19 protein-coding genes and 2 tRNA genes are annotated in these 25,819 nt (G+C 67.5%); 14 read left to right on the forward strand and 7 right to left on the reverse strand.

Annotation, left to right across the window (positions count from 1 at the left end):
• Positions 1–44: 44 nt before the first annotated feature.
• On the reverse strand, positions 45–1,976 hold the full coding sequence (locus tag ACTHQS_RS19140; protein WP_440172026.1) for an FAD/NAD(P)-binding protein: 1,932 nt from the start codon (positions 1,974–1,976) through the stop codon (positions 45–47).
• A gap of 85 nt (positions 1,977–2,061) precedes the next feature.
• Here ACTHQS_RS19140 and ACTHQS_RS19145 point away from each other — a divergent pair, with 85 nt between their 5' ends.
• The 4 genes from ACTHQS_RS19145 to ACTHQS_RS19160 all read left to right on the forward strand — a co-directional run bounded on the left by ACTHQS_RS19145 (position 2,062) and on the right by ACTHQS_RS19160 (position 6,656).
• Complete coding sequence (locus tag ACTHQS_RS19145; RefSeq protein ID WP_440172028.1) at positions 2,062–4,332, forward strand: prolyl oligopeptidase family serine peptidase; 2,271 nt, start codon at positions 2,062–2,064, stop codon at positions 4,330–4,332.
• 5 nt (positions 4,333–4,337) lie between these two features.
• A complete protein-coding gene (locus tag ACTHQS_RS19150; protein WP_440172030.1) occupies positions 4,338–4,862 on the forward strand; it encodes an N-acetyltransferase family protein in 525 nt (174 codons plus the stop codon).
• A gap of 105 nt (positions 4,863–4,967) precedes the next feature.
• Positions 4,968–5,056, forward strand: a tRNA-Ser gene (locus tag ACTHQS_RS19155).
• A gap of 118 nt (positions 5,057–5,174) precedes the next feature.
• Positions 5,175–6,656 (forward strand): MFS transporter, encoded by a 1,482-nt coding sequence (locus ACTHQS_RS19160; RefSeq protein WP_440172032.1) that lies wholly within the window; start codon positions 5,175–5,177, stop codon positions 6,654–6,656.
• Here ACTHQS_RS19160 and ACTHQS_RS19165 read toward each other — a convergent pair.
• The gene (locus ACTHQS_RS19165; RefSeq protein WP_440172034.1) at positions 6,580–8,784 is read right to left on the reverse strand and encodes a RecQ family ATP-dependent DNA helicase; all 2,205 of its coding nucleotides are present in this window, start codon (positions 8,782–8,784) and stop codon (positions 6,580–6,582) included. The genes ACTHQS_RS19160 and ACTHQS_RS19165 overlap by 77 nt on opposite strands.
• Before the next feature lie 151 nt (positions 8,785–8,935).
• Here ACTHQS_RS19165 and ACTHQS_RS19170 point away from each other — a divergent pair, with 151 nt between their 5' ends.
• The 4 genes from ACTHQS_RS19170 to ACTHQS_RS19185 all read left to right on the forward strand — a co-directional run bounded on the left by ACTHQS_RS19170 (position 8,936) and on the right by ACTHQS_RS19185 (position 12,624).
• The gene (locus tag ACTHQS_RS19170) at positions 8,936–10,354 is read left to right on the forward strand and encodes a phosphomannomutase/phosphoglucomutase (protein WP_440172036.1); all 1,419 of its coding nucleotides are present in this window, start codon (positions 8,936–8,938) and stop codon (positions 10,352–10,354) included.
• Positions 10,355–10,360: 6 nt separating this feature from the next.
• Positions 10,361–10,858, forward strand: a complete 498-nt coding sequence (locus tag ACTHQS_RS19175) for a hypothetical protein (protein ID WP_440172038.1) — start codon at positions 10,361–10,363, stop codon at positions 10,856–10,858.
• Positions 10,859–10,873: 15 nt separating this feature from the next.
• Positions 10,874–11,323, forward strand: coding sequence for an RrF2 family transcriptional regulator (locus tag ACTHQS_RS19180; RefSeq protein WP_440172040.1), 450 nt, complete (start codon positions 10,874–10,876; stop codon positions 11,321–11,323).
• 140 nt (positions 11,324–11,463) lie between these two features.
• Entirely contained in the window at positions 11,464–12,624 is a 1,161-nt protein-coding gene (locus ACTHQS_RS19185) for a globin domain-containing protein (protein ID WP_440172042.1), read from the forward strand.
• Between the two features lie 197 nt (positions 12,625–12,821).
• On the opposite strand, the gene ACTHQS_RS19190 is transcribed toward ACTHQS_RS19185, so the two are convergent.
• Positions 12,822–14,654: a phosphoenolpyruvate carboxykinase (GTP) gene (locus ACTHQS_RS19190; RefSeq protein WP_440172044.1), complete on the reverse strand. Its 1,833-nt coding sequence runs from the start codon at positions 14,652–14,654 to the stop codon at positions 12,822–12,824.
• 276 nt (positions 14,655–14,930) lie between these two features.
• Between ACTHQS_RS19190 and ACTHQS_RS19195 the strand changes: the two genes are divergently transcribed.
• The 5 genes from ACTHQS_RS19195 (at position 14,931) to ACTHQS_RS19215 (ending at position 19,992) form a co-directional block, all read left to right on the forward strand.
• Positions 14,931–15,007: transfer RNA gene (locus tag ACTHQS_RS19195), tRNA-Arg, on the forward strand.
• Positions 15,008–15,083: 76 nt separating this feature from the next.
• Positions 15,084–16,538 (forward strand): dihydrolipoyl dehydrogenase family protein, encoded by a 1,455-nt coding sequence (locus ACTHQS_RS19200; RefSeq protein ID WP_440172046.1) that lies wholly within the window; start codon positions 15,084–15,086, stop codon positions 16,536–16,538.
• 66 nt (positions 16,539–16,604) lie between these two features.
• Positions 16,605–17,315 (forward strand): ABC transporter ATP-binding protein, encoded by a 711-nt coding sequence (locus ACTHQS_RS19205; protein WP_440172048.1) that lies wholly within the window; start codon positions 16,605–16,607, stop codon positions 17,313–17,315.
• Positions 17,312–19,348: a YhgE/Pip family protein gene (locus ACTHQS_RS19210; RefSeq protein WP_440172050.1), complete on the forward strand. Its 2,037-nt coding sequence runs from the start codon at positions 17,312–17,314 to the stop codon at positions 19,346–19,348. The genes ACTHQS_RS19205 and ACTHQS_RS19210 overlap by 4 nt, the downstream gene beginning before the upstream one ends.
• Positions 19,345–19,992, forward strand: a complete 648-nt coding sequence (locus ACTHQS_RS19215; RefSeq protein ID WP_440172052.1) for a TetR/AcrR family transcriptional regulator — start codon at positions 19,345–19,347, stop codon at positions 19,990–19,992. The genes ACTHQS_RS19210 and ACTHQS_RS19215 overlap by 4 nt, the downstream gene beginning before the upstream one ends.
• 601 nt (positions 19,993–20,593) lie before the next feature.
• Here the strand turns inward: ACTHQS_RS19215 and ACTHQS_RS19220 are convergent.
• The gene (locus tag ACTHQS_RS19220) at positions 20,594–21,598 is read right to left on the reverse strand and encodes an EamA family transporter (protein WP_440172054.1); all 1,005 of its coding nucleotides are present in this window, start codon (positions 21,596–21,598) and stop codon (positions 20,594–20,596) included.
• A 72-nt stretch (positions 21,599–21,670) separates the two neighbouring features.
• Between ACTHQS_RS19220 and ACTHQS_RS19225 the strand changes: the two genes are divergently transcribed.
• Complete coding sequence (locus tag ACTHQS_RS19225; protein WP_440172056.1) at positions 21,671–22,609, forward strand: LysR family transcriptional regulator; 939 nt, start codon at positions 21,671–21,673, stop codon at positions 22,607–22,609.
• On the opposite strand, the gene ACTHQS_RS19230 is transcribed toward ACTHQS_RS19225, so the two are convergent.
• The 3 genes from ACTHQS_RS19230 to ACTHQS_RS19240 all read right to left on the reverse strand — a co-directional run bounded on the left by ACTHQS_RS19230 (position 22,578) and on the right by ACTHQS_RS19240 (position 25,817).
• The gene (locus ACTHQS_RS19230; RefSeq protein WP_142030196.1) at positions 22,578–23,105 is read right to left on the reverse strand and encodes a SixA phosphatase family protein; all 528 of its coding nucleotides are present in this window, start codon (positions 23,103–23,105) and stop codon (positions 22,578–22,580) included. The two genes, ACTHQS_RS19225 and ACTHQS_RS19230, sit on opposite strands and share 32 nt — an antisense overlap.
• A gap of 302 nt (positions 23,106–23,407) precedes the next feature.
• A complete protein-coding gene (locus tag ACTHQS_RS19235; RefSeq protein ID WP_440172058.1) occupies positions 23,408–24,271 on the reverse strand; it encodes a winged helix-turn-helix domain-containing protein in 864 nt (287 codons plus the stop codon).
• A 571-nt stretch (positions 24,272–24,842) separates the two neighbouring features.
• Positions 24,843–25,817 carry a hypothetical protein gene (locus tag ACTHQS_RS19240; RefSeq protein WP_440172060.1) on the reverse strand — a complete coding sequence of 325 codons (975 nt, stop codon included), beginning with the start codon at positions 25,815–25,817 and terminating at the stop codon, positions 24,843–24,845.
• Positions 25,818–25,819: the final 2 nt, after the last annotated feature.

Consider the following 25,819-nt stretch of genomic DNA (forward strand, 5'->3'; position numbering starts at 1 on the left):
GCGGGCGTTGCTGTTCTACCTGTCAAAGGTGAGCGGGCGTCTGGTCAGCGCTGCAGGATCGCGGCCGCGATCTCGTCCGCGTCGCGGAGGGTGCGCTGGCCGCTGCGGTACGCGGGCCCGCCGGGTTGGACAGCCTCGGCGGCGATGGCGGTACCCCACTGGGCCGACGACAACTGCAGCCCCAGCGCGAAGAGGCCCTCGGTCACCGACCCGTTGGCAGCAACCGGGCGGTACGGGTGCGGTTCCACGTCCAGGCCGGTGGACTCGACCGGGGCACCTTCGGCGGTCATCATGAGCTTGGGCCGCACCAGCCCATCGGACAGCAGCTGCTCCAATACCGGTGAATCGTTGGCCGAGACCCGGTTGCCGGGGGCCAGCGCCTCCACCATGGTCCGCGCAGTGGCCGGCGGGCCCGCCACCCACGGCGAGGAAGCCGTGAACAGCGCGGACTTGCGGTCCACCCGGAATTTAGGGTCCGGCCCCACAAAGCTGACCACCCCGGCCCTTGCCAGGGCCGCGAGCTGCTCGGACCGCAGCGCCGGGGGTCCGCTGGCCAGGCCTTCCACGAACGACTCAAACCAGCCACGCAGGCCGGCGACCCATGACTCGTCGGTGATGCCGCCGTCGGCCACTGCCGTCTTCAGGACGGCGCGCCCGTGGTGCAGTGCGCCGATGGCCATCTTGACCGGGTCGTCCTCGCCCAGTGCCGAGCGGCGCGCATCATCAAGCAGGAACTCCACGACGGCGGCATCATGCACCCTGCGGGACTCAAAGGAACGCCCTGCCAGTGGAGCCGCGAGCCCTGGCAGGTCCAGGCGGTGCCGGGGCCCTACGTGGACGGCCAGGACGCTCTCGACGCTGTCCTCCCAGTTCGCGGCGCTGTGCGCGTGCGGCCGCAGGGCCTCCTCCAGCGCTGCGAGGAACGCGGGCGCATCGGGCACCGCGCCGGGCTGCGAGCGCACCAGTGTTGTGTAGTAGGCCCACAGGGCGTCGCGGTGCAGCAGCGGCCACAGGTCGTGGTCGAAGGAAGGGCGGATCCCGGCCTTCGCCAGCCGTTCGATGGCGGCCTCGGTGAGGTAGCGGAGCGTGATGGAGGAAGCGTAGTAGCCGTCCAGTGCAGCCTTTGCCCGGTACGGGGTTCCGCGCCGGGAGGCTGCGATGATCAGGGGTTCCTGGCCGGAGGCTTCGTACTCCAGGCCTTTGCCGTTGGACACGAACTTGCCGCCGCGGCCTTCGGTGAGCTGGCCCATGGTGTCGAAGAAGTTCAGGCCCATGCCGCGGACCAGGACCGGCTCGCCGGCAGGGATCCGGGACCAGTCCACGTCCGCCGGGATGGCGGGGGGAAAGTACTGCAGGTCCAGTTGTCCGGCGGCGGCCTGCAGCTCCCGCTGTTCAGGATTCAGCCGGGAGGGGATGTGCCCCAGGGCCAGCACCACGGACCTGGCGCGGATGGTCGCCCCGGTGGCCAGGCCGACGTCGAACATTCCGTCCCCCACGGGACGCACCGACAGTGCGGACGTTTCGTGGAATTCGATCGTGACGCCGTCGGGGGCCGTGCCCAGCAATTCCTCCAGTGTGCAGCGCAGGTAGCGGCCGTAGAGGGCGCGGCTGGGAAAATCATTCGATCCCAGTACCGCCAGCTCCGCCCGTTCCCCGGCTGTGAGGGCCGGCAGCGGGTCCCGCTGCTGCCTGGCCCGCCACTGGTCAAACGTGGTGCCGGCAATCGGCGGGGGAAGGGACGGATCCTCGGGAACCAGGGTGGGGTAGAAAGACTGGGTGTTCATGAGTAACAGCCGGGACTGACCCGGTTGCCACACGTGGCCGGGGCCTGCCGGGTAGGGGTCCACGACGTCGATGTGCAGCCGTGCATTCTGGTTGCCGGGGACGGCAGTGTGGGCGAGCAGCCGCTCCAGCACGCTGGTGCCACGGGGGCCGGCACCGATGATGACAGCCCGGTTGCTCTGCGATAATTCCACGCCATACAGCGTACGGGCTGGAAGCGGAGTGCGCGCCCGGCCGCTTGACTTGCCAGCCATGGGGGATGTTGTTTGGATGGGGCGCATGACCACCACAGCAGCTGATCAAGCGTCCGTTCCCGGTCCCGGCCGGGACACCTCCGGCACCAATGCCCGGGAAACAGCGCCGGAACCCGTCGACGAGAATGTGTGGCTGGAGGACATCTACGGCGAGGAACAGCTGGCCTGGGTCAAGGAGCAGAACTCCCGCACCGAGGACCTGCTGGGAGACGACGGCTACGCGGAGCTGGAGGCCGGCATCCTGGAAGTCCTGGACTCCACTGACCGGATCGCCATGGTGGGCAAGCGCGGCGACTGGTACTACAACTTCTGGCGCGACCAGCAGAACCCTAAGGGCCTGTGGCGCCGGACCACCTGGGAAAGCTACTGCACGGACTCCCCGGAATGGGACGTCCTGCTGGATGTCGACGAGCTGTCCCGCACCGAAGGCGAGGAGTGGGTGTTCCACGGCGCCACGTTCCTGCGCCCCGCATCCGGCGAGCCCTACCGCCTCGCGCTGCTTGCCCTCTCCCCCGACGGCGGTGACGCCAACCGCTACCGCGAGTTCGACGTCGAGGCGCGCGGCTTTGTTGATCCGGCGCGCGGCGGCTTTGACCTCCCCACCGCCAAAGGCAACGTGTCCTGGCTGGATGCCGAGACCCTGCTGGTTGCCTCCACCGCGGACGGGCTGCCCAAGACCGCGTCCTCCTACGCGCGGACGGCAGTGACGCTCAAGCGCGGAGAGTCCCTGGCTGCGGCGCCACGCCTGTTCGAGGTGGCGGAAGACCACATGATGGCGGTGGCAGCGCACGACTCCACGCCCGGCTTTGAGCGGACCTTCGCCGTGGACTACATCGATTTCTTCAACCGCACCAACTTTGTGCTGCGGGACGGATCCTGGGTACAGATCGACGTTCCCACCGACGTCAACGTCAGCGCCCACCGGGAATGGGTGCTCTTCCGTCCGCAGCAGGACTGGGTCCTGGACGGCACCACGTATCCTTCCGGGTCCCTGCTTGCCGCCAACTTCGAGGACTACCTCGCCGGCAGCCGCGACCTCACGGTCCTGTTCACCCCCGATGCGCACACCTCCCTGCAGTCCTGGAGCTGGACCCGGGATTTCCTCGTGCTCAACCTCCTCAAGGACGTCTCCTCCGAGATCCGGGTGCTGGACCCGTCCCGGCCTTCCGGCGCGGATGGCGGTTGGGCGGCTAGCGTCCTGGACGCCTGCCCGCCGCTGCATGATGTGAACGCCTACGCCGTGGATGACGAGGATGAGGGGCCGGCCGACGGCGGCGCGGGCGATGATTTCTGGCTCATCGCCACGGGCTTCACCACCCCCACCACGCTGATGCGCGGAACGCTGGAACGCGGCACGTTTGAGCCAAGCACCGGGGAGGACGGCAGTGCCGGGACGTCCGGCGTGGTGAGCCGGCACGCGGTGGTCAAGACCTCGCCGTCGTTCTTTGCCGACCGTGACTATGAAGTGGAGCAGCACTTCGCCGTGTCCGACGACGGCACCCGGGTCCCGTACTTCCAGGTGGCGCCGCGCGGGCTGGCTTTGGACGGGCAGAACCCCACCCAGCTGTCCGGCTATGGCGGGTTCGAGGTGTCGCGGACGCCCGCCTACAGCGGCACCGTGGGCCGGGCCTGGCTGGAGCGGCGGACCACGCTCTCGGACGGCAGCGACGGGAAGGCCCCCCACTCACGCGGCGGGGTGTACGTGGTGGCGAACATCCGGGGCGGCGGCGAATACGGCCCGGCCTGGCATCGGGCCGCGTTGAAGGAAAACCGGCACCGCGCCTACGAGGACTTCGCAGCAGTGGCGCGGGACCTCATCTCCCGCGGTGTCACCTCGCCGCGGCGGCTGGGCTGCGTAGGCGGCTCCAATGGCGGACTCCTGGTGGGAAACATGCTCACCCGCTACCCGGAACTGTTCCGGGCCGTCTCCTGCGGGGTTCCGCTGCTGGACATGCGCCGCTACACCAGGCTCTCCGCCGGGCACTCGTGGATTGCCGAGTACGGAGACCCTGATGTTCCCGAACAGTGGGAGTACATCAGGACCTTCTCGCCGTACCACCTGCTCAAGGACGCCGTGGAGTACCCGGAGACCTTCATCTGGACTGCGACCTCCGACGACCGGGTAGGCCCTGTACAGGCGCGGAAGATGGCCGCCCGGATGCTGGCCATGGGCATCCCGAACGTGTGGTTCCACGAGGCCCTGGAGGGTGGCCACGCCGGCGCCTCCGACAACCGGCAGGCCGCTGCGCTGCAGGCCCGCAGCCAGCACTTCCTCTGGAAAGCGCTGGCGGGCTGACCTCCATGGCACCCGGGCTGGCGGTACGGCGGGCCGTTGCCGCGGACGTGGAGCGGCTGGCCCAGGTGCACGTCCGGTGCTGGCAGGAGACCTACCGGGGCATGCTGTCCGATGCCTTCCTCGCCGCCGTGGACCCGGCAGACCGGCTGCGGCTCTGGCAGCACCTTCTGGACCGGGCCGAACCTGCCGAGGCGTGGGTGGCGTGCGACGGCGGGACGGTGGTGGGGTTTGCCGGTTCGCGCCGGCTGCCTGCCCCCGGCTCCCCGGAAGGGCATCCGCCGCCTGCCTCCGGAGACCTGGAGTTGTGGGGGCTGTACCTGCTGGCCTCGCACCAGGGTCTTGGCGTGGGCGCCCTTTTGCTGGACGCGGCCATCGGCTCCAGGGCGGCGAGCCTCTGGGTGGCAGCCGCCAACAGCCGGGCCATCGGTTTCTACCGCCATTTCGGCTTTGCACCGGACGGCGCAGCGGACGTCCTGCCGGAGTGGGAGGACCTCCCGGAGATCCGAATGGTCCGCCCGGCGCAGGGCTGACCCCGCAGCACCCGCACGCGTTTACCGGGGCGGAGCTTGTGATGGGCACCGTTTTGCACTGCATGGCCGGATCTGCGTATCCTTGGTGGGCTAGTAATAGCAACTGGAGACGTGCCAGAGCGGCCGAATGGACTTCACTGCTAATGAAGGGTCGGGGTTAAACTCGACCGGGGGTTCAAATCCCCCCGTCTCCGCGTTTGGCCCCGGTCCCCTGGACCGGGGCCTTTTGCGTTTCCGGGGCATTCTGGAACGCGCTGTCCGGCCACTGGACGCGGAGGGCGGGGGCCGCTGCCGCGGTGGCAGGATTAGCCCATGGCGGCACGCAGCAACCCACACCACCCGGACGGCGTTCATACGGCCTGGAATCCGCGCCTGGCGCTCCTGGTGGCGGCAGCGTTCTTCATGGAATTCCTGGACGGCACGGTCCTGACCACGGCCATCCCCAGCATTTCAGCGGATTTCGCCATCCCCGCGGCCGACGTCAACATCACCATGACTGCCTACCTGCTGACAGTGGCCATCGGCATTCCCCTCAGCGGCTGGCTGGCGGAACGGTTTGGTGCCAGGCGGATCTTTGGCACGGCCATCGCGGTATTCACCCTCTCGTCCCTGGCCTGCGCCCTCAGCCAGGACCTGGTGACGCTGACCCTGAGCCGCATTGCCCAGGGTGCCGGTGGCGCCATGATGGTGCCGGTGGGAACCCTGGTGGTGCTGCGGGGCACCCCGAAGGCCGAGCTGCTGCGCGCCACCGCATTCCTGGTGTGGCCCGGGCTCCTGGCACCGGTCCTCGCCCCACTCGTGGGTGGGGCGCTCACCACGTATCTCTCGTGGCACTGGATCTTCCTGGTGAACCTTCCACTCGGCGTTGCCGCGTTCGTGGCCTCACTGCGGCTGGTTCCGGCGGTAGCCGGGGATCCCGACCGACGGCTGGACTGGCCCGGAATGGCCCTGACCACGGTGGGGGTGGGTGCGCTGGTGGCCGGCCTGGAGCTCGCCAGCAGCCATCCGGAACTGCCCTGGGCCGGAATCAGCGCCCTGGCCGGGGTAGCAGCACTCACCGGCGCCGTCCTCTGGATGCGCCGGGCTCCCCATCCCCTGTTCAACCTGCAGGTCTTCCGCACCAGGACGTTCCGGGCCATGGCCACGGGCGGGTTCATCTACCGGGTCACCATCAGCTCGGTCCCGTTCCTGCTGCCGCTGATGTTCCAGGAAGGATTTGGCTGGTCGCCGCTCCAGGCCGGGGCCCTGGTGGCAGCGGTGTTCATCGGCAACATCGGGATTAAACCCGCTACCACCCCGCTGATCCGGAAATTCGGCTTCAAGGCAATGCTGGTGTTTGCCTCGCTGGCCTCAGCCGTTACCTTTGCCCTCTGCGCCCTGATGACGCCGGAAACGCCCGTGGCTTTGATGGCCGCGCTGCTGGTGTGCAGCGGCGCCTTCCGCTCCATCGGCTTTTCGGCCTACGCCTCGGTCCAGTACGCAGACATTCCCCCCGCCCAGCTCACGTCGGCCAACACTGTTTCCGCAACGCTGGTGCAGCTTGGCACGGGTTCCGGCATCGCCATAGCCGCCCTGCTGATCCGAAGCTTCGACGGCCTGGGATCCGCGGCCCAGGATCCGGCCGGCCCTTTCCGCGGCGCATTCCTGGTAATGGCCGTCCTGATGCTGGCCAGCACCGCGGACAGCATCCTGCTCCCGCGGCATGCCGGGGCAGCTGTCAGCCGGCCTGGGCCAGCACCAGGGGCAGCACCGCTCCCGCCCCGGCCTGCCGAAGGGCGCGCCCCGCAACGGTGAGGGTCCACCGGCTGTCCGTGAGGTCGTCGATCAGCATCACCGGCTGTCCGTGGATGGACTGCAGGGCGGCTTGGAGCTCAGGGCCCACCACCAGCCGGTCCCATACCCCCGCCAGCCGGTAGGCGCTGTTGCCGCCGCGCCCGCCGGTGGGACCGCCGTGCGCCAGTTGCAGCTCGCCGAGGTAGGGAATGCGCCCGATCTCGGAGATGCCCCTTGCCAACGAGCCGACGAGCTGCGGCTTGCTGCGGGACGGCACCCCCACAATGGCGGCCGGCCTGCCCGCCGCGCTCCATCCCGGGTTGCGGCCATCGCCGGTCCCCCATTCGCGCAGTACCTGCACGCAGGCCTGGAGCATGCCCGGATCCACCTGCCGGTCCTCCGCGCCCGCTGCGAACAGTTCCCGCAGGGCACCGCCCCAGCCGAGGTCCGTCAGGCGGGCCAGGACGCGCCCCTCCGAGAGGCCCTCACCGGGTTTGAGCTTCCCCTTCACCGGAACCCCAAGCCGGTCCATGCCGCTGGGCCACTGAAGACGCGGTTCCAGGACGCCACCTGCCCTGCTGAGGGTCTGGCTGGCCGCCGCTGTGGCGTCTGCGGCCACATCCGCAGGGAACCACTGGCCGGCGCAGTTGTCGCACCGGCCGCACGGCCGGGCCGTCTCGTCGTCCAGGACCGAGGTGATGTATTCCATCCGGCAACCGGCCGTGTCCTGGTAGATCACCATGGAATCCTGCTCGTCCACCCGCGCCTCCGCAATGCGGCTGTAGCGCTCGGCGTCGTAAACCCACGGCTGGCCCGTGGAGCGCCAGCCGCCGCCGACCCGCTCCACCGCTCCGTCCACTGACAGGACCTTCAGCAGCAGCTCCAGCGGCGTGCGGCGGAGGTCCACCCTGGCTTCCAGCGCCACGGTTGACAGTGCGGTTCCTGCCTCGGCCAACGCCGTCAGCACGGCGGCCGCCTTCTCCTCGGACGGCATCGACGCCGTGGCGAAGTACTGCCAGATCTCCCGGTCCTCGGAGCCGGGCAGCAGCAGTACGTCGGCATTCGCCGCGCCACGGCCGGCGCGGCCCACCTGCTGGTAGTACGCCACCGGCGACGACGGCGCGCCCAAGTGGACGACGAAGCCAAGATCGGGCTTGTCGAAACCCATTCCGAGCGCAGAGGTGGCCACAAGCGCCTTGACCTGGTTGTCCTTCAGGAGCTGTTCTGCCCGCTCCCGGTCCGCCGGATCCGTCCGCCCCGTATAGGCCAGCACGTTGTGTCCCGCCTCGGACAGGAGCCGGGCGGTGTCCTCCGCCGCGGAAACGGTCAAGGTATAGATGATGCCGCTGCCCGGAAGATCTGCCAGGTGGGTGAGCAGCCACCCCAGCCGCTCTTTGGAATTGGGCAGCGCAAGGACGCCCAGCCGCAGTGAATCGCGGCCCAGGGAACCGCGGATGGTCAGGACCCCCGCGCCGAGCTGCTCCTCGATATCATGCACCACCCGTGAGTTGGCGGTGGCCGTGGTGGCCAGGACCGGGACCGAATCAGGGAGGCGGGTGATGAGGTCCGCGATCCGGCGGTAATCGGGGCGGAAGTCGTGGCCCCAGTCGGAAATGCAGTGGGCCTCGTCGATGACCAGCAGCCCCGTCCGGCGGAGCAGCTCCGGCAGCTGGGTTTCCCGGAATGCAGGATTTGTCAGCCGTTCGGGGGAAACCAGCAGGACGTCCACCTCATCCGCGGCCAGCTGCCCACGGACCGTGTCCCACTCCAGTTGGTTGGCCGAGTTGATGGCCACGGCGCGGACCCCGGCCCGGGCGGCGGCCGCCACCTGGTCCCGCATCAGGGCAAGCAGGGGCGAGACGATCAGCGTGGGCCCGGCGCCCCGGCGGCGCAGCAGCAGGGAGGCCACGAAGTACACCGCGGACTTGCCCCAGCCGGTGCGCTGGACCACCAGGGCCCGCCGCCCGCCGTCGACCAGTGCCTCGATGGCTTCAAACTGCCCGTCGTGGAAGACCGCATCGGGGTGGCCCACCAGCCCGCGAAGGACCTCAAGCGCCTCGGCGTGCGTGGCGGTCCCCGGCCCGTCCGGACCTGCCGTATCTGCAACTGCGGTAGCGGAAACTGTGGAAGCGTACTGGTTATTGGCCATTGATTCAGTATCCCAGCACCCTCCGACACCCGGCGCAGCCTCACGCCGCTATGTGGAAACAGGCCAGGCAGTCGCCGCAAAGCCTCGGCTGTTACGCAAGTTATCCCCAAGTCCCCTTCGCCACATGCGCCGCACACGTAAGATAAAGCCCGTGACTAGCGAACAGACAACGACATTTGATCTCTCGGCATCCTTCAAGGCCTACGACGTCCGTGGGATCGTCGGCGAGTCGATCACCGCCGAAATCGTCGAAGCCGTGGGGGCCGCGTTCGTGGATGTCCTGCAGCTTGAGGGCCAGACCATCGTCGTGGGCGGGGACATGCGCCCCTCCTCCCCTGAGTTCACCAAGGCCTTCGCCCACGGAGCCGCAACACGGGGCGCCAACGTGGAGCTGCTGGACCTGATCTCCACGGACGAGCTGTACTTCGCCTGCGGGTTCCTCAACCGCGCCGGGGCAACCTTCACCGCCAGCCACAACCCGGCCGAGTACAACGGCATCAAGATGGCCAAGGCAGGCGCCGTGCCCATCTCCTCCGAAACCGGCCTCAAGGACATCCAGGCCCTCGCGGAGCAGTACCTGAACTCGGGCTCCATCCCCGCTGCCGGCGCCAAGGGCCTCATCAGCGTCCGCGACGTCCTCAAGGACTACTCCGAGTACCTGCGCAAGCTCGTTGACCTTTCCGCGTCCCGCCCGCTGAAGGTAGTGGTGGACGCCGGCAACGGGATGGCCGGCCTGACCACCCCCGCCGTCCTGGGCGACGCATTGCTGCCCAAACTGCCGTTCGATATCGTTCCCCTGTACTTCGAGCTGGACGGCTCGTTCCCCAACCACCCGGCCAACCCGCTGGAGCCGGAAAACCTCCGCGACCTGCAGGCAGCAGTCATCGAACACGGCGCGGACATCGGCCTCGCCTTCGACGGCGACGCCGACCGCTGCTTCGTGATCGACGAAAAGGGCGAGCCCGTGTCGCCGTCGGCCATTACCGCCATGGTGGCCCGCCGGGAAATTGCCCGTGCCAAGGCCCAGGGCGAGGAAACGCCCAGAATCATCCACAACCTGCTCACCTCACGCGCAGTCGCCGAACTTGTGGAGCACGACGGCGGACGCGCGGTCCGCACACGGGTGGGCCACTCCTTCATCAAGGCAGTCATGGCCAAGGAAGGCGCCGTGTTCGGCGGCGAGCATTCCGCCCACTTCTACTTCCGCGACTTCTGGAACGCTGACACGGGCATGCTGGCCGCCATGCACGTCCTGGCAGCGCTGGGCGAGCAGCACGGCCCGCTCTCCGAGCTGGCACGCGAATACGAGCCCTACGTCAGCTCCGGTGAGATCAACTCCGAGGTGGAGGACAAGCCGGCAGCGGTGGAGCGCGTACGCCAGGCATTCGCGGACGAGGACCTCACCATCGACAACATGGACGGCAGCACGTTCACGGCCAACGACGGCAGCTACTGGTTCAACCTGCGCCCGTCCAACACCGAACCGTTCCTGCGGCTCAATGCCGAGGCCACGGACCGGGCCACCATGGAACGCGTCCGCGACCGCGTCCTGTCGCTGGTGCGGGCCTAGCACCGGATGACTGACCATACCGGGCAGGCAGCGGACGGACACAGCGGCCAGGAGGGCTGGCGTGATTCCGTCCCGGAAGCCACGGCAACGGACCTGGAGAACCTCCTGGGCACGGGCGTCAGCGCGGCCCAGGAGCAGCTCCAGCGCAACGGCGGCTTCCTGCCCTTCGCGCTGACCGTCCAGAACGACGGCGAAGTCCGGCTGGTTGCCGTCTCCCCCGCAGATGCCGGAGAGGGCAGCGACGGAGACTTCGACGCCGACGCCATGATCCGCGACCTGCAGGCCCTCCTCCGCCAGAACCGCGACGATTTCCGCGCCGCCGCGGTGGTCTGCGACATCCTGCTGGTAGAGGAGGATTCGGATGCCATCCATGTTGCCGCCGAGCACCGCGACGGTTCCCTTTTCGCGGCGGTGCTGCCCTACGCCGCCAACGCAACCACCCAGACCTGGGAATTCGGCGAGCTGGGGGCGGACGCCAGCGAGCCCGCGATCTGGGTGGACTAGACCGGACTTGCAGCCATGAAGATCAATGCCTTCGCTGACGTCAGCCTCCGCGCCCTCATGGTGCTCGCTGCCGTTCCGGACGGAACGCTGCTCACCACCCAAAACATCGCGGACTCGGTGGGGACGCCCTACAACCACGTCAGCAAGGCCATGGCCAAGCTGCGGAGCATGGGCCTGATCGAGGTCGTCCGCGGCCGTTCCGGCGGTTCACGCCTCAGCCATGCCGGACGCATCGCCACCGTCGGCCAGATCCTGCGGCAACTGGATACCCGCACTGATCCGGCCGACTGCGTGGCCCCGGGCGGAAACTGCCCGCTGATCAGCGAGTGCAAGCTCCGCGGCGCCCTGGCCCGCGCCCGGGAGGCCTTCTACGCCGAACTGGACACCGTGGTCATTGCGGACCTTCCGCAGGCCCGGCAAATGGCTCCAGTCTTCCAGATGATCGGCCTCCGGCCGGGGCTTTAGGCCCCGTTTATCCGGGTGCCAGCTCCCGGTTTGATTTCAAACTTCTACAAGGTGTAGAACTGAGGCAGAAATACTCGCATTTCAAATATGAGTTTTCATCCGGCCGGACGAAGGCCCCGGCCATAACCTCAGGAGTACAGATGCTCTCGGACAAGTCCCGCCCCGTCATTGAGGCCACCCTGCCGCTGGTCGGCTCCCGGATCGGATCCATCACCCCCAACTTCTACGCCCGCCTTTTCGCGGCGCACCCAGAACTGATGGATGGCTTGTTCAGCCGCTCCAACCAGCGCTCCGGAAACCAGCAGCAGGCCCTCGCCGGCAGCATCGCCGCCTTCGCCACCCACCTGGTGAACAACCCCGGAACCCTGCCGGAAACCGTCCTTTCCCGCATCGCCCACCGGCACGCTTCCCTGGGCATCACCGAACCGCAGTACCAGGTGGTCTACGAGCACCTCTTCGCGGCCATCGCCGAGGACCTGGCCGAGGTCATCACCCCCGAGATCGCGGAAGCCTGGACTGAGGTGTACTGGCTGATGGCGGACGCCCTGATCAAGCTCGAGAAGGGCCTCTACGCGGTCCATGCCAATGACAAGATGTGGATGCCGTGGCGTGTGGAGGCCAAGACCCCCGCAGGCACCGGGTCCATGACCTTCACCCTGGAGCCTGCGGATGACACCCCCGTCACCCCGGCCCTTCCCGGCCAGTACATCAGCGTGAAGGTGGCGGTTGCGGACGGCCTGCGCCAGGTCCGCCAGTACTCCCTTTCCGGTGACGCGGGCACCAGCCGCACCTTCACCACCAAGCTGGACGACGGCGGCGAGGTCTCCCCCGTCCTGCACAACACTGTCCAGGTGGGCGACGTCGTCGAAATCTCCAACCCGTACGGCGAGATCACGCTCAAGGAGGGCGACGGCCCGGTGGTCCTCGCCTCGGCAGGCATCGGCTGCACTCCCACCGCTTCCATCCTGCGTTCCCTGGCCGAAGCCGGCTCCGACCGCCAGGTCCTGGTCCTGCACGCCGAAAGCACCCTGGACAGCTGGGCCTTGCGCAGCCAGATGACGGGCGACGTCGAACGCCTCGACGGTGCCGAACTGCAGCTCTGGCTGGAGAAGCCGGTGGACGGCGCCAAGGAAGGATTCATGTCCCTGCGCGAAGTGGACCTTCCGGCCGATGCCTCCCTGTACCTCTGCGGCCCGCTGCCGTTCATGAAGAACATCCGCAACGAGGCCATCAACGCCGGAATCCCGGCCACCCGCATCCACTACGAGGTCTTCGGCCCGGACATCTGGCTCGCCAACTGAAATCCATTGCTCCCCACCGGCCCCCTGGCCTCGCAAGCTCGGCCAGGGAACCCGGCCGGCGTGGGCCCACGCACTTGTCGTTTAGAAGGTTGAAAACGACAAGTACGGAGCAATCGATGGAGGGAAAACGACGACGGCCCCGCACCTTTTCGAAAAAGGGTGCGGGGCCGTCGTTCGTATGGGAGGTCCGTCGAGCGCTAGTGCCCGGCCATCCGTTCCTTCAAGGAACCGAGCTCGGCGCGCAGGGCGTCCGGCAGCGAGTCACCGAACCTGGCGTACCACTCCTCGATGGAGGCGAGCTCCGCGTCCCATTCCTCGCGGTCGACGCGGACGGCGTCTTCAACGTGGGCGTGGGTCAAGTCCAGGCCGGTGAGATCCAGCGAGTGCCCGGCGGGAACGTAGCCGATGGCGGTCTCAACGGCGTCGGCCTTGCCTTCAATGCGTTCGATGGCCCATTTGAGCACACGGGCATTATCGCCGAAGCCGGGCCAGGCGAAGTCGCCGTCAGCCGTGCGGCGGAACCAGTTCACCAGGAAGATGTGGGGCAGGCGTTCCGGGTTGGCCTTGCCGGAAACGCTGATCCAGTGCTTCAGGTAGTCGCCGGCATCGTAGCCGATGAACGGCAGCATGGCCATGGGATCGCGGCGGAGCACGCCGACCTGGCCGGCGGCCGCGGCCGTGGTCTCGGAGGAAAGGGTGGAGCCCATGAAGATGCCGTTGGTCCAGCTGCGGGCCTGGGTTACCAGCGGAACGGTGGTCTTGCGGCGTCCGCCGAAGAGGATGGCCGAAAGTTCCACGCCCTCCGGGCTGTAGTACTCCTCGGCGAGCATGTCGATCTGCGCGATCGGCGTGCAGAAGCGGGAGTTTGGGTGGGCGGCGGGCTTGTCCGAGTCCGGGGTCCAGGAATTGCCCTGCCAGTCGGTCAGGTGCGCCGGAACCTCATCCGTCATTCCCTCCCACCAGACGCCGCCGTCGTCGGTCAGGGCCACGTTGGTGAAGATGCTGTGGCCCTTGGCGATGGCGCGCATGGCGTTGGGGTTGGTACCCCAGCCGGTACCGGGGGCAACGCCGAAGAGGCCTGCTTCCGGGTTGGTGGCGCGGAGTTCGCCTTCCTTGCCGATCCGCATCCAGGTGATGTCATCGCCCAGCGTCTCCACTTCCCATCCTTCAATGGTGGGATCGAGCAGGGCGAGGTTGGTCTTGCCGCAGGCGGAGGGGAAGGCGGCGGAGACGTAGTAGGTCTTCCGCTCGGGGGAGGTCAGCTTGAGGATGAGCATGTGCTCGGCCAGCCAGCCTTCGTCGCGTGCCATGACCGAGGCGATGCGCAGGGCGTAGCACTTCTTTCCAAGCAGGGCGTTTCCGCCGTAGCCGGAGCCGAAGGACCAGATGGAGCGCTCCTCGGGGAAGTGGACAATCCACTTGTCCGGGTTGCAGGGCCATGCCACGTCTTCTTGGCCGGGCGCCAGGGGGGCACCCAGCGAGTGCAGGGCCGGAACGAAGAAGGCGTTGGTCGCGGTGATCTTGTCCAGCACTGCGGTGCCGATATTGGCCATGATGCGCATGGAGGCAACAACATAGGCGCTGTCAGTGATCTCCACGCCAAACTTGGGGTCCTCGGCGTCGAGGTGGCCCATGACGAACGGGATGACGTACATGGTGCGGCCGCGCATGGAGCCGGCGAACAGGCCGCGCAGCTTGTCCTTCATCTCCCGCGGGTCCATCCAGTTGTTGGTGAAGCCGGCGTCGCGCTTGTTTTCGGAGCAGATGAAGGTCTGCTCCTCGACGCGGGCAACGTCGGCCGGGTCCGAGAACGCCGCGAAGGAATTGGGGAACAGGTCCTGGTTGAGCCTGGTCAGGGTGCCGGCAGCGACAAGCTCGTCCGTGAGGCGGGTGTTTTCCTCTTCGGAGCCGTCAACCCAGTAGATGCGGTCCGGCTGCGTAAGCTCAGCAACCTCTTCGACCCATGCCAGCAGGCCGGCATGTGTGGTGGGTGCTTTCTCAAGCAGCGGCTTCTGCGCCAGATCGCCCATTGCAGTTCCCTTCCTCGGGTTCATCGGTGTGTCCTAAATGCTATGGTCCGGACCAGTTCAGTTTTTGGGCAGCTTGACTGACATATCCGGTCACCAAAACTGAATTCCGCGGAAAATCAAGGAATTATTGCTCCAAAGACGCCCATTAAGTGACGAAGGTCACCTATACCGGTCTAGTTGCAGAGATTACATGCGCTTCGATTTGGCATCACGGCTCACCTCGCGTAAAGTAATTCGAGGTTCAGGGAGGGCGGTTCTCCTCCCGGGACACAGAATGCGCCCATAGCTCAGCTGGATAGAGCGTCTGTCTACGGAACAGAAGGTCAGGGGTTCGAATCCCTTTGGGCGCACCAATAAGGTCCGCACCGGTTCGCCGGTGCGGACCTTTTTTGTGCTGTCAGGCAGGCCGTCCCCGGCTAGGCTTTGCTCATGATGCCCGAGCTTGCTGAGCGCGAATTTGATGTTGTTGTTATCGGCGCAGGCGCCGTAGGGGAAAACGTAGCCGACCGCGTTGTCCAGGCCGGCCTGACCGCGGTGCTCGTGGAGGCGGAGCTGGTGGGCGGTGAATGCTCCTACTGGGCGTGCATGCCATCGAAGGCGCTCCTTCGGCCGGGCACCGCGCTCCATGGGGCGCAGACGACACCCGGCGCCAAGGAAGCAGTCACGCGCACCCTTGACGCCTCCGCCGTCCTGGAGCGCCGCAACTACTTCACCTCCAACTGGCAGGATGACAGCCAGGTTTCGTGGGTGAAGGACACCGGGATCGAACTGGTGCGGGGCCACGCATGGCTGACCGGGCCCAAAGCCGTAGAAGTGGCCGGCCTGGACGGGACGCAGCACCTGCTGCGGGCCCGGCAGGCTGTGGTGCTAGCGACGGGGTCCACCCCCAACACTCCTCCCATCGAGGGACTGCAGGACGTGCAGGTCTGGGGAACCCGCGAAGCAACGTCAGCCAGCGAGATCCCGGAACGCCTGACAGTGCTGGGCGGTGGAGTGGCCGGAGCAGAACTGGCCCAGGCCTTCGCCCGGCTTGGTTCACGCGTCACCCTTGTGGCACGCAGCGGGCTGCTGGGCAACTTTCCGGAGGAGGCCGCTGCCCTGGTCGCGGCAGGACTGAGGGCGGACGGCGTCGAACTCCGGCTGCGTACCGCCACGGACCGGATCAGCGGAAACGACGACGGAACCCTCACCGTAAGCCTGGGCGACGGAACCAGGGTCACCTCCGAGAAGGTCCTGGTCTCCACCGGCCGCCACCCGGCACTGGAGGGCCTGGGCCTGGAAAGCGTCGGTTTCGAGCCTGATGAGTCCGGCCACCTGTCCCTGTCCACGGATGCCTCGGGCCTGGTCCGGGAAACACCCGGCGACGAGCCGTGGCTCTATGCGGTGGGAGACGCCGCAGGCAAGAACCTCTTCACCCACCAGGGCAAATACGAGGCCCGCGCCACCGGCGACGCCATTGCCGCCCGGGCGAACGGCGAGCTGAAGGGAACCCCAGGGGACTGGAGCCGCTACGCCCAGACGGCCAACCAGCATGCCGTGCCCAGCGTCGTCTTTACGGACCCCGAGCTGGCTGGCGTGGGACGCACCCTGAAGGCGGCGAGGAAGGACGGATACAACGCCTCGTCCGTGGAACTGCCCATCCAGGTGGCGGGTTCCTCCCTCCATTCGGAGAACTACGAAGGATGGGCGCAACTGGTGGTCGACGAGGACCGGAAGGTTCTCCTCGGTGCAACGTTCGCCGGCCCGGACGTGGCCGAACTACTGCACGCCGCAACCATCGCGGTGGTGGGACAGGTGCCGCTGGACCGGCTCTGGCATGCCGTCCCCTCCTACCCCACCATCAGTGAAGTGTGGCTCCGCCTGCTGGAGAAGTACGGCCTCTGAATTCTATTTGAACTGACTAGTCAGTTCGGTTAGCCTTGATGCAGACTTCTTCTGCGAAAGGCAATCTTGCTCTCAGCACACCAGCTCCACGCCAAAGGACGCCGGGACCCGCTGCTTCCCCCCACCTCGTTGACAGTGGCGCGCGGCCAACTGCTGCTCGTGACCGGCGACCGGCAGGACCAGCGCACGGCGTTGTCCCTCCTGCTCAGCGGCAGGATGAAGGCGGCCGGCGGCCAGCTCAGCTGGGACGGCGCGTCCCGGACCAGGCAGCTCCGCCTGGCCGCGGCGCTGGTGGATTCCCCCGGCGTCAATGAGCCGGAGGAACACCTCAGCGTCCGCGACCTGGTGACCGAGGACCTCGCCCTGGTACCGCGCCGCTATAGGGGTGCATTGCTCAGCGGCCCGTGGCTCAAGGTCAACCGCTTCGAGGACATCGCCGGGCTGTGGACGGAGCAGCTGGAACCCGGGCGCCGGCTTGGACTGCTGACATCGCTGGCCCTCGCCAATCCCCGCACAGACCTGCTGGTGGTTGACTCACCGGACCGCCACAGTCCGGATGAGCTAACCTGGCTGCCCCGCCTCCAGGAGCTGGCGTACGACGCCGGCCGGCCACTCGCCGTCGTGGCGGCAGTCAGCGCCGTCCCCGCGTCGTGGGACGGGCCGGTGGCCGGAATCGGCAATGCCGTACCTGCGGAGATGCTGATGACAGGGCCGGTGGAAGCCGCCCCGGAAGCAGAAGACCACGAAACCAGATTCGAAACTGAGGTTGCCAAGTGACTGTCCTGCGGCTGGCCCGCTCCGAACTGAAGCGGATGACCGGCGGGCTGCTGCCCAAGCTGACCATCCTGGCGCTGACCATGGTCCCGCTGCTTTACGGCGCGGTCTATCTTTACGCCAACTGGGATCCATACGGCCACCTCAACAACCTGGATGCTGCGCTGGTAGTCGAGGACTCCGGCGCCACGAATGCCGACGGCACGCGCCTGGAGGCCGGGACGAAGGTGGCCGACAGCCTTTTGGAGGGCAATGTCTTCCACTGGGTGCCCGTGGATAGCTCGACGGAAGCCGATGCCGGGGTCAGCAGCGGCCAGTACGCCTTCGCGCTGAAGATCCCCAAGGACTTCTCCGCCAACCTGGTCTCCCCCGGCAGCTTTGACGCCGCCAGCCAGGCCATGCTGAACGTGACCACGAACGATGCCAACAACTACCTCCTGAGCACCATCGTGGACAAGCTGACCACTGCCGTGCACACCACGGTGGCCAAGGAAGTGGGCGAGGAGACCGCCAACCAGTTGCTCACCGGGTTTGGCACCATCCACTCGAAAATGGTCCAGGCTGCGGACGGGGCTTCAAAGCTGGCCGACGGCGTGGCCACGCTGAGGGACGGAACGGTCACCCTCCACGAGGGGACCTCAGCCCTAAGCAGCGGGGCTGACCAGTTGTATGCCGGCCAGCTGAAGCTGCGCGACGGCGCGAACCAGCTGACCGACGGCGCGGGGCAGCTCAGCAGCGGCCTGGCAGTCCTCAAGGACAAGACAGCCACGCTGCCCACGGATACCCAGACGCTTGCTTCCGGCGCAGCCCAGGTTGCCGCCGGGAACGCACAACTGAACACCAAGGTGCAGGACATGGCGGCCCAGCTGGAGGCGGTGGACCAGGGCCTCCGCAACCGCGTGGCGGAGTCCAACAGCAGGCTGGTAGCGTCAGGCGTCCTCACCCAGGAACAGGCGGACAAGATCCTGGCCGATTTCGATGCCACCGCGGCGGCCAGCCCGATGGCAGCGGCCAAGGGCAAGATCCAGGCAGACGCGGCGCAGATCCAGCAACTGGCCAGCGGCTCCGAAGCGGTCAGCGTCGGCGCCGCCCAACTGGCAGCCGGCATGCCGGCACTCAAGGGCGGCATCGCGCAGGCCTCGGCAGGGGCTGACCAGCTGCACACGGGTGCCGCCGCGCTGGCCGCGGGCGAGCAGTCCGCCGTCGACGGCGCTGCCGGCCTTGCGGACGGAGCGCGGAAGGTTGATGCCGGGGCCGCCCAGCTTTCGGACGGTGCGGGCCAGGCCGCTACCGGCTCCCGCACCCTGTCCGACGAGATCGGCAAGGGCGCCGGACAGGTGCCGAACCCCGATGACGCGCAGAAGAGCAATCTGTCCCAGGTGATGGCCGATCCCGTGGCGGTCAGCAACGTCTCGCAGGCCAAGGCCGGATCGTACGGCGCAGGGCTGGCGCCGTTCTTCCTCACGCTCGCCATGTGGATCGGGATCTTCATGCTGGTCCAGGCGATGCGCCCCATTACGCAGCGTGCGCTGGCCTCCAACGCGCCGTCGTGGAAGATCGCCCTGGGCGGCTGGTTGCCCTTCTTCCTGGTCTCGGTGGTGCAGGCTTCCCTGTTGACCCTGGTGGCGGACCTCGCACTGGGGCTCAATCCCGCCCATCCGGTCCTGATGTGGCTGCTGATGCTGGCCGCCGCCATGGCGTTCAGCGCCCTCATCCAAGGCATCGTGGCGTTGCTGGGCTCCCCCGGTAAACTCGTGGTGCTCATCCTCCTGGTCCTGCAGCTGGTGTCCTCCGGTGGCACGTTCCCGTGGCAAACCACCCCGGAGCCGCTGCATGTGGTGCACCAGGTCCTGCCCATGGGATACGTGGTGACCGGAATGCGGCACCTGATCTACGGCGGGGACCTGTCCATGATTGCCCCCACCTTTGTGGGCCTGCTGGGCTACACGCTGCTGGGCGCGGCCATGTCCACGCTGGCCGTGCGGAAGAACAAGTACTGGACGCTCAAAACACTGAAGCCGGAGATCGCGGTATGACCACCGAACCCACGTCCACGGGCAAGGGGCTGCGGCCTGCCCGGACCAACGCCACCCGCCAGAAGCTCTTCGATGCCTCCATGGAGCTGATCGGCGAGCGGGGGGCTGCCAGCGTCACCGTGGACGAGATCGCGGCAGCTGCCGGGGTTTCCAAAGGCACGGTCTATTACAACTTCGGCAGCAAGTCCGAGCTGATCGCGCAGCTCCTGCGGCACGGCGTGGACATCCTCAAGGCGAGGCTGCTCGAAGCCGCCGACGGCGGGGCTGCCGGCCGCGACCCCTTGCTGGCCATGGAAGCGATGATCGGCCAGGCCATGGACTTCATGGCGGAGTATCCGTCCTTCGCGCGGCTGTGGGTCAGCGAAAACTGGCGGATTCCCAGCGAATGGCAGGGCACGTTCTCCGTCCTGCGCGGGGAACTCCTGGAAGTCATCGGCCAGGCCGTGGAGAAAGTGGCCAAGGCCTATCCCGTGGACGGTTCCGTGTCGAGGGGAAGCCTGGAAACGGCCATCTTTGGGGCCTGCTTCGTGGTGGGCCTGGACCGCCAGACGTACAATCCCGAGCGCACCCGTGACCAAAGCGTTGCAGCAATCATGGCCATCATGCGCGGCTACGTCCTGAAGGGGCCCGCTCCTCAGGGATGATGGAGCACATGCGCCATACGGGGAAGAGCGGAAAGTTCGCGGTGATCTGCGGCGTCGTTGCTGCAGGGCTGCTGGTGCTCACGGCAATGACCCTCGCGGAGCCAGTGTTCCTGGCGTTCCTGGGCGTCCTGGGGCTGGCCTACCTGGCCGCTGTCGCCGAGGTCCTGGTGCGGCGGCGCCGCTTTGCCCTGTTCGCCGCGGGTGCCGGGACCGCCCTTGCCCTTGGCTTTTCCCTGGCCTTCCTCAGCACATGGGAGCTGGCGTTCGACGGCAAGTCGTCCTTCCTGGGCACCCCGCTGCCCACCACCGACCCGGACAACTACTTCTTCGGCGCCGCCGGTGCGCTGGTGGCAACGTTCGGGGTCCTCTTCCTGGGTGCTTTGTGGCCGGGAAAGAGACGGACGACTGCGGCGCGCAGGCCCGCACCACGGCCCACGGCCCAGCGCGGCTCATCACAGCGTTCTTCATCACAGCGCCCTCCATCACCCCGCGACTCACCACAGCGGAGTGGCCAGGCCGCGGCACGCAACCCGCAGGCTGCGCCACCACGGGGTGGCCGGGTCCCCGGCGGCCAGGCGTCCGGCGCCCAGGGATCTGCGGTTCAGCGGACGTCTGCCTCCCGCGCCCCGGCACGGGGGACGTCCAGCGCAGCCAAGCGGCCGTCGTCGTCCGCTTCGCCTTCGCCCAGGCCGGCACCCAGGTCCGGCAGCGGCCCGCTCCCCCGCCGCTGACGCCGCCCGCCTGCTCCGGTGAGCACCGCCGTCGCCACTCCACCCAGGAGGAGCAGGCCGCCCGCCAGCTCCGTTGGCGACGGGACCTCCGCGAGGACCAGCCAGGCGGCGCTCATGCCCACTACCGGGACCAGCAAAGTGAACGGGACAACGGCCGACGACGGGTGGCTGGCCAGGAGCCGGTTCCAGATTCCGTAGCCCACCAGTGAGGCGAATACAGCGGTGTACAGGGCGCTGAGGATGGTGGGCACCTGGAGATCGGCCAGGGACTGCCAGACTGTCCCGGGCCCGTCCACCAGCACTGACAAGGCTGCAAGCGGAAACGGAACCACGGCGCCGGACCACACCACCAGTCCCAGGCCCGAGGCTGCTTTGGCCTTCCGGGCGATGACGTTTCCGGCAGCCCAGGACACCGCCGCGGCCAGGACGATGACCAGCGGCAGGAGCGGCGCCACGGCGCTTCGTCCCACGGCCACGAGGGCGAGCCCGGCCACGCCCAACCCCACACCGGCGAGCTGGCGCCGGCTGGGCCGCTCACCCAGGAACACCGCGGCGAGCAGGACGGTCAGCAGCACCTGTGCCTGCAGGACCAACGATGCGAGGCCTGCCGGCATGCCCAGTGCCATGGCCAGGTAGAGGAGGCCGAACTGGCCCGCACTCATGAAGAGCCCGACGCCGATGATGGCCTTCCAGGACACGTCCGGCTTCCTGACAAAGAAAATCCACGGGACCACCACCAGGACGAAGCGCATGGCCACGAACAACAGCGGTGGGAAGTTCTGGCCGCCGGCATGCAGTCCGATGTCGATGGCCACGAAGTTCAGGCCCCACAGCACGGCCACGACGACTGCAAGGAGGGAATCGCGCGGGTTCACGCTCCTACTCTGGCAGAGCCTCGAATGAAGCACCAGCGCTTAATTCCATATACGATCATGTACCTTTGCTTCATGATCGACATCGGGTCCCTCCGCGCCCTCGCGGCCATCGAGCAGCATGGCACAGTCATCGCCGCTGCGGAAGCGATGGGGTTCAGTCCGTCCGCCGTTTCGCAGCAGGTGAAGAAGCTGGAGAAGGAGGGCGGCTTCGCAGTCCTGGAGCGCCGCGGCCGCGGGGTCCTGTTGACCGAGCGCGGACTGGCCCTGGCAGCTTACGGCCGCCGCATCCTGGCGGAGCTTGAGGAGCTTGAATCCACCCTCCTGGCGGATCCGGCCAAGCCCAGCGGCAGCCTCCGCGTGGTGTCCTTTTCCACCGCCTGCCGGGGACTGGTGGGGCCACTGCTGGCGCGGGTTGGGCAGTCGGGAGCGGCGCTGGATCTTTCCGTCCTGGCGGAGGATCCGCGCGAGGCCGTGGCCCGGGTGGCCAACGGTGAAGCCGACCTGGGCCTGGTGCACAACTGGAACTCCGTGCCGCTGGTGATCCCGGAGCACCTGACGCTTGAATGGCTCTGCGAGGATGTGGCGGACGTCCTGGTACACAGCAGCCATCCGCTCGCGCAACAATCAGAGGTGGAGCCCGCACAGCTCGTCGACGAGCGCTGGATCAGTACGCCCGACGGCGCAATCTGCAACGAAGCGCTCTTGCGGATCTTCGCCGACCTGGGGCGGGTCCCCGATATCAGGGTTTACGACCCCGATTTCGCGACGCACATAGCTTTGGTGGAGCAGGGAGTGGCCGTTGCGCTGGTCCCCCGCCTGGGCCGGCCGGCGCTGCCCCGGGGCGTGGTGGCTGTCCCGGTAGTCAACCCTGTCCAGGCCCGGCAGGTGGGGCTTGTCCATCGCAGGACCATGACGGCCAGCCCGGGCATCAGGCACATCGCGGCGCTGCTGCGCGGGATCGCAGCCGGCGAGGCGGGGGCTAGTGGGCCCGGGGAACTGCGAACCGGGTGATCCGGGCGTCCTGGCCGTCGAGTTCTGCCCACGGCTTCTCCGTCTCCAGGACGGTTAGTGCATTCGTGGGGAAACGGGTGGCGGCGTCCATGTAGGCGTCGTGGTCCGAGTCCCGTGATGCGAGGTGCATGGCCAGGTCCTGCACGCCGGGCAGGTGCGCGATGAGCATCAGCGTGGTCACCGTGTCCGGCACGTGGTTGACCACCGTGAGCATCCGGAGGGCCGATGCCGCGTACAGGCCGTCTTCGAGTTTGGGTGTTGGCGCCTTGTCGCCGAGCTCGGAGCAGACCCATGTGCACGTTTGCCGGGTCCGCAGGGCGCTGGAGCACAGAATGAAGTCCGGGACGATGTTGTGTTTGAGCAGCCAGCGCCCGGCCAGCGGCGCCTCCCGGTGTCCGCGCTCCTCCAGGGGCCGCTCGTGGTCGGCCACGCCGCCGGGCCAGTCAGCCTTGGCATGGCGCATGATCACAAGGCGTCGAACGTGGTGCGAACTCATGGCCCAAGCCTAGCCCCAGCCAAAGCACCGCAGACCAGGACCCGGCAGCGAAAACAGCGTCACGCAGAGCACGCTTTCGGGAGCAGGAAACGACAAGACCCGCGCGAAACCAGAGTGCAGCCAAGAACCAGAGCTTGACAGCGTGCCCACAGTGACGCAAGGACCAGACAGCCGAGGAGGCACAGTGCTTGGAAAGGGCTGGCTTAACGCCGAAAGGCGGCATGTCCCGACAGCGCCGTTGTTGCGTGAGGAACGAGCGCAGGCGCCGAGGGATATGCCGCCCTTCGGGCGAAGGTCAAGAGTTAGATCGAGTACTCCGGAGCGGCCCAGACAACAACCTCCGGGTGCTCGTAGAACCGGTAGCCCTGGCCGCGGACGGTGCGGACCGTGTTGGCGAGGCGGCCGAGCTTGGAGCGGAGGCGGCGGATGTGGACGTCGATGGTGCGCTCGTTGGGCACTTCCTCCGCGTTGCGCCACAGCCCTTCGAGGAGTTCGTCGCGGCCCACTGTGCGGGTGCCGTTTTCGACGAGGTAGTTGAGGAGCTCGAACTCCTTGAAGGTCAGGTTCAGGGACTCGCCGTCGAGGTGGACCTCGCGGCGGGCGAGGTCGATGAGCACGCCGGAGGGGCGGGGTTCCTGCGGCTGGGCAGGGCGGGGGGTTTCGGTGCGCTGGCGGGAGTTGACCGTGGGGTCGCCAAAGGTGGAACGGACGACGTCGAGCGCGGACCCGGGGGTGCCGGCGGGGGCTACTGCCACGGCAGCGTAGCTCTCGGCGCCGGAGACCAGCGACTGGGCGTAGGCGCGGATTTCCTGGGCGAGTTTGGCGATGGAGGTTCCGGCAGCTGCCGCGGTCTCCTCATCGATGCCCATGTAGAGGACGAACCCGCGGGCCACGTTGTCGTTGGCTACCGGGCGGACCTGGTTTGCACCGGGCACCACAGGGGTAGGGGCAGTAATGGGAGACTCGGCGGGGTGCACGGCACGGAGCTGGCCGTAGGAGTTGGGGTTGTATCCCTGCGGGGCGAAGCCCTGGGCGGGGAAGCTGCTGCCGGAAGTGGAGGGAGCAAGCGAGGGGCGCGGACCGAAACCGGGACGAAGCCCGGAGGGCTGGCCCGCCTTGGCGGCGTTACGGACAGAGATGTGGACGTATCCGGATGCAACTGACATGGAATGCTTACCTCAATGTGAAATGGCCGTCTCCGCGGCCCGAATGCTGACTTCCCCGCTTGCACAGATCGGGGAGGGGCGCCCGACGCTGGGCTAATGGGCGAATGCCTAAAGAACTTCGGTGGGTGGGAAGGTCAGGCGTGCATTCGACAACAGCGCATGTCGGCAGCAGCGGATGTGCTGGGCCAATATTCTGCGGCTGCAGGTGCTGTTGAGTTCTTGTTCACATTGGAAGTGTGACGCGTAACAATGCCAACTTGCAAGTAACAATGGACCGATTCGTCCGCATTGTGAGACAAACCGGCAAATTGTGCTGCACGTCACTATTTCGGAAGCGGGAAATAATTTGACCGCTTATGTCGGCAGACGGCTCGGATTCCGACTCCTACAGAATAATCTTCGAGGAACCGCTCATCTGCCGAATGCAGTCGAAATTCAACCGTTTGACGTGGAATCCACGCCAGGGGCTGACCGCATGTCCAGCCGGCGTCCCGCCTCCAGCAGAAATTTTCCCCTAAAAATTCCGGAGCGGCGGAGGCAGGACGGTTCGCCCCAGGTTGAGGCCGGCATGTCAGTTAGTGCTGGTACCCGGGTTGGGGGTGGTGGCGGTACCGGATGCAGCCAGCTGGATGGCCTGCGCTGTGTAGGTGTCTGAATCCTTGAGGGCCGTCACGCGGACGCTGGCGCCGGAGGTTACGTTGGACAGGCCCAGCGTGCTGCCGGTGGAACTTCCGCCCCGCTGCCGCATCCCCTGGGTCACCTGCACGTCGGAGCCGACCGTATAAGTGCGGGAAAAGCCGTCTTCACTCTTTACAGTCATGGACGTGCCCGATATCTCCGTCACGGTGCCCGTCTGGCCCGCCATGGTGACGTAGCTGGAGTCCTGGAGGACCACATATTCGGAGTGGACTGCCGCGTTGAGGCCGGCGGCACCCATGCCCAGTCCACCGGGGCCGCCATCCATCCCCATGCCGCCGTCGATGCCACCTGCCATACCCCCCAGGCCATCTTGTCCGTCCGGGCCGGTCATGCCGGCCTGCCCTCCCGGGCCGAACTGGCCCGTGCTGCCGGTGCCTTGGCCATTGTTCGCTGAAGCCGTTCCACTCCCGGTCCCGGCAGCGTACGCACCGGCGCCGGCTGCCGCGGCCACTACCACCGCAGCGCCGCCCACCAGGAGGCCTTTCTTCCCGATCCAGTTCCCTTTGCCTGCCCGGGTCGAAGTGCCCGGTGCGGACTGCTGGGGTGCGCCCCATCCCGTGCCGGCGTTTGGCGCATCAGTGTGTCCCGCCGTCGTACCCCATCCTGGGGAAGGCGAACCGGGAACAGGTGCGCCCCATCCCTGCGCAGGCTGCTCCTGCACTGCGTGGTCCTGCGGTGTCTGTCCCCGCGGGGCCGCATCCTGAGCGGCGTCCAACCGGCCGGCGCCGTCCGCTGCGCCTTCCCAGATTGGTGCCGGCCCGCCCTTCTGCTCCCAGCCTTGCCCGGCGGGGCGCCCCTGATCGCTGCGGGCGGGGGCGCCCGGGTAGGCGCTGTCTTGCTGATCCATGG

The organism is Arthrobacter sp. SAFR-044 (assembly GCF_051965175.1).
In the GTDB taxonomy this organism is placed as follows: domain Bacteria; phylum Actinomycetota; class Actinomycetes; order Actinomycetales; family Micrococcaceae; genus Arthrobacter.

What these genes read in the sequence shown, in the direction of transcription:
- ACTHQS_RS19145 (WP_440172028.1), top strand. Translation starts at nt 2,062, where the DNA reads ATGACCACCACAGCAGCTGATCAAGCGTCCGTTCCCGGTCCCGGCCGG.
- ACTHQS_RS19150 (WP_440172030.1), top strand. Translation starts at nt 4,338, where the DNA reads ATGGCACCCGGGCTGGCGGTACGGCGGGCCGTTGCCGCGGACGTGGAG.
- ACTHQS_RS19160 (WP_440172032.1), top strand. Translation starts at nt 5,175, where the DNA reads ATGGCGGCACGCAGCAACCCACACCACCCGGACGGCGTTCATACGGCC.
- ACTHQS_RS19165 (WP_440172034.1), bottom strand. Translation starts at nt 8,784, where the DNA reads ATGGCCAATAACCAGTACGCTTCCACAGTTTCCGCTACCGCAGTTGCA.
- ACTHQS_RS19175 (WP_440172038.1), top strand. Translation starts at nt 10,361, where the DNA reads ATGACTGACCATACCGGGCAGGCAGCGGACGGACACAGCGGCCAGGAG.
- ACTHQS_RS19180 (WP_440172040.1), top strand. Translation starts at nt 10,874, where the DNA reads ATGAAGATCAATGCCTTCGCTGACGTCAGCCTCCGCGCCCTCATGGTG.
- ACTHQS_RS19185 (WP_440172042.1), top strand. Translation starts at nt 11,464, where the DNA reads ATGCTCTCGGACAAGTCCCGCCCCGTCATTGAGGCCACCCTGCCGCTG.
- ACTHQS_RS19190 (WP_440172044.1), bottom strand. Translation starts at nt 14,654, where the DNA reads ATGGGCGATCTGGCGCAGAAGCCGCTGCTTGAGAAAGCACCCACCACA.
- ACTHQS_RS19200 (WP_440172046.1), top strand. Translation starts at nt 15,084, where the DNA reads ATGATGCCCGAGCTTGCTGAGCGCGAATTTGATGTTGTTGTTATCGGC.
- ACTHQS_RS19215 (WP_440172052.1), top strand. Translation starts at nt 19,345, where the DNA reads ATGACCACCGAACCCACGTCCACGGGCAAGGGGCTGCGGCCTGCCCGG.
- ACTHQS_RS19225 (WP_440172056.1), top strand. Translation starts at nt 21,671, where the DNA reads ATGATCGACATCGGGTCCCTCCGCGCCCTCGCGGCCATCGAGCAGCAT.
- ACTHQS_RS19230 (WP_142030196.1), bottom strand. Translation starts at nt 23,105, where the DNA reads ATGAGTTCGCACCACGTTCGACGCCTTGTGATCATGCGCCATGCCAAG.
- ACTHQS_RS19235 (WP_440172058.1), bottom strand. Translation starts at nt 24,271, where the DNA reads ATGTCAGTTGCATCCGGATACGTCCACATCTCTGTCCGTAACGCCGCC.
- ACTHQS_RS19240 (WP_440172060.1), bottom strand. Translation starts at nt 25,817, where the DNA reads ATGGATCAGCAAGACAGCGCCTACCCGGGCGCCCCCGCCCGCAGCGAT.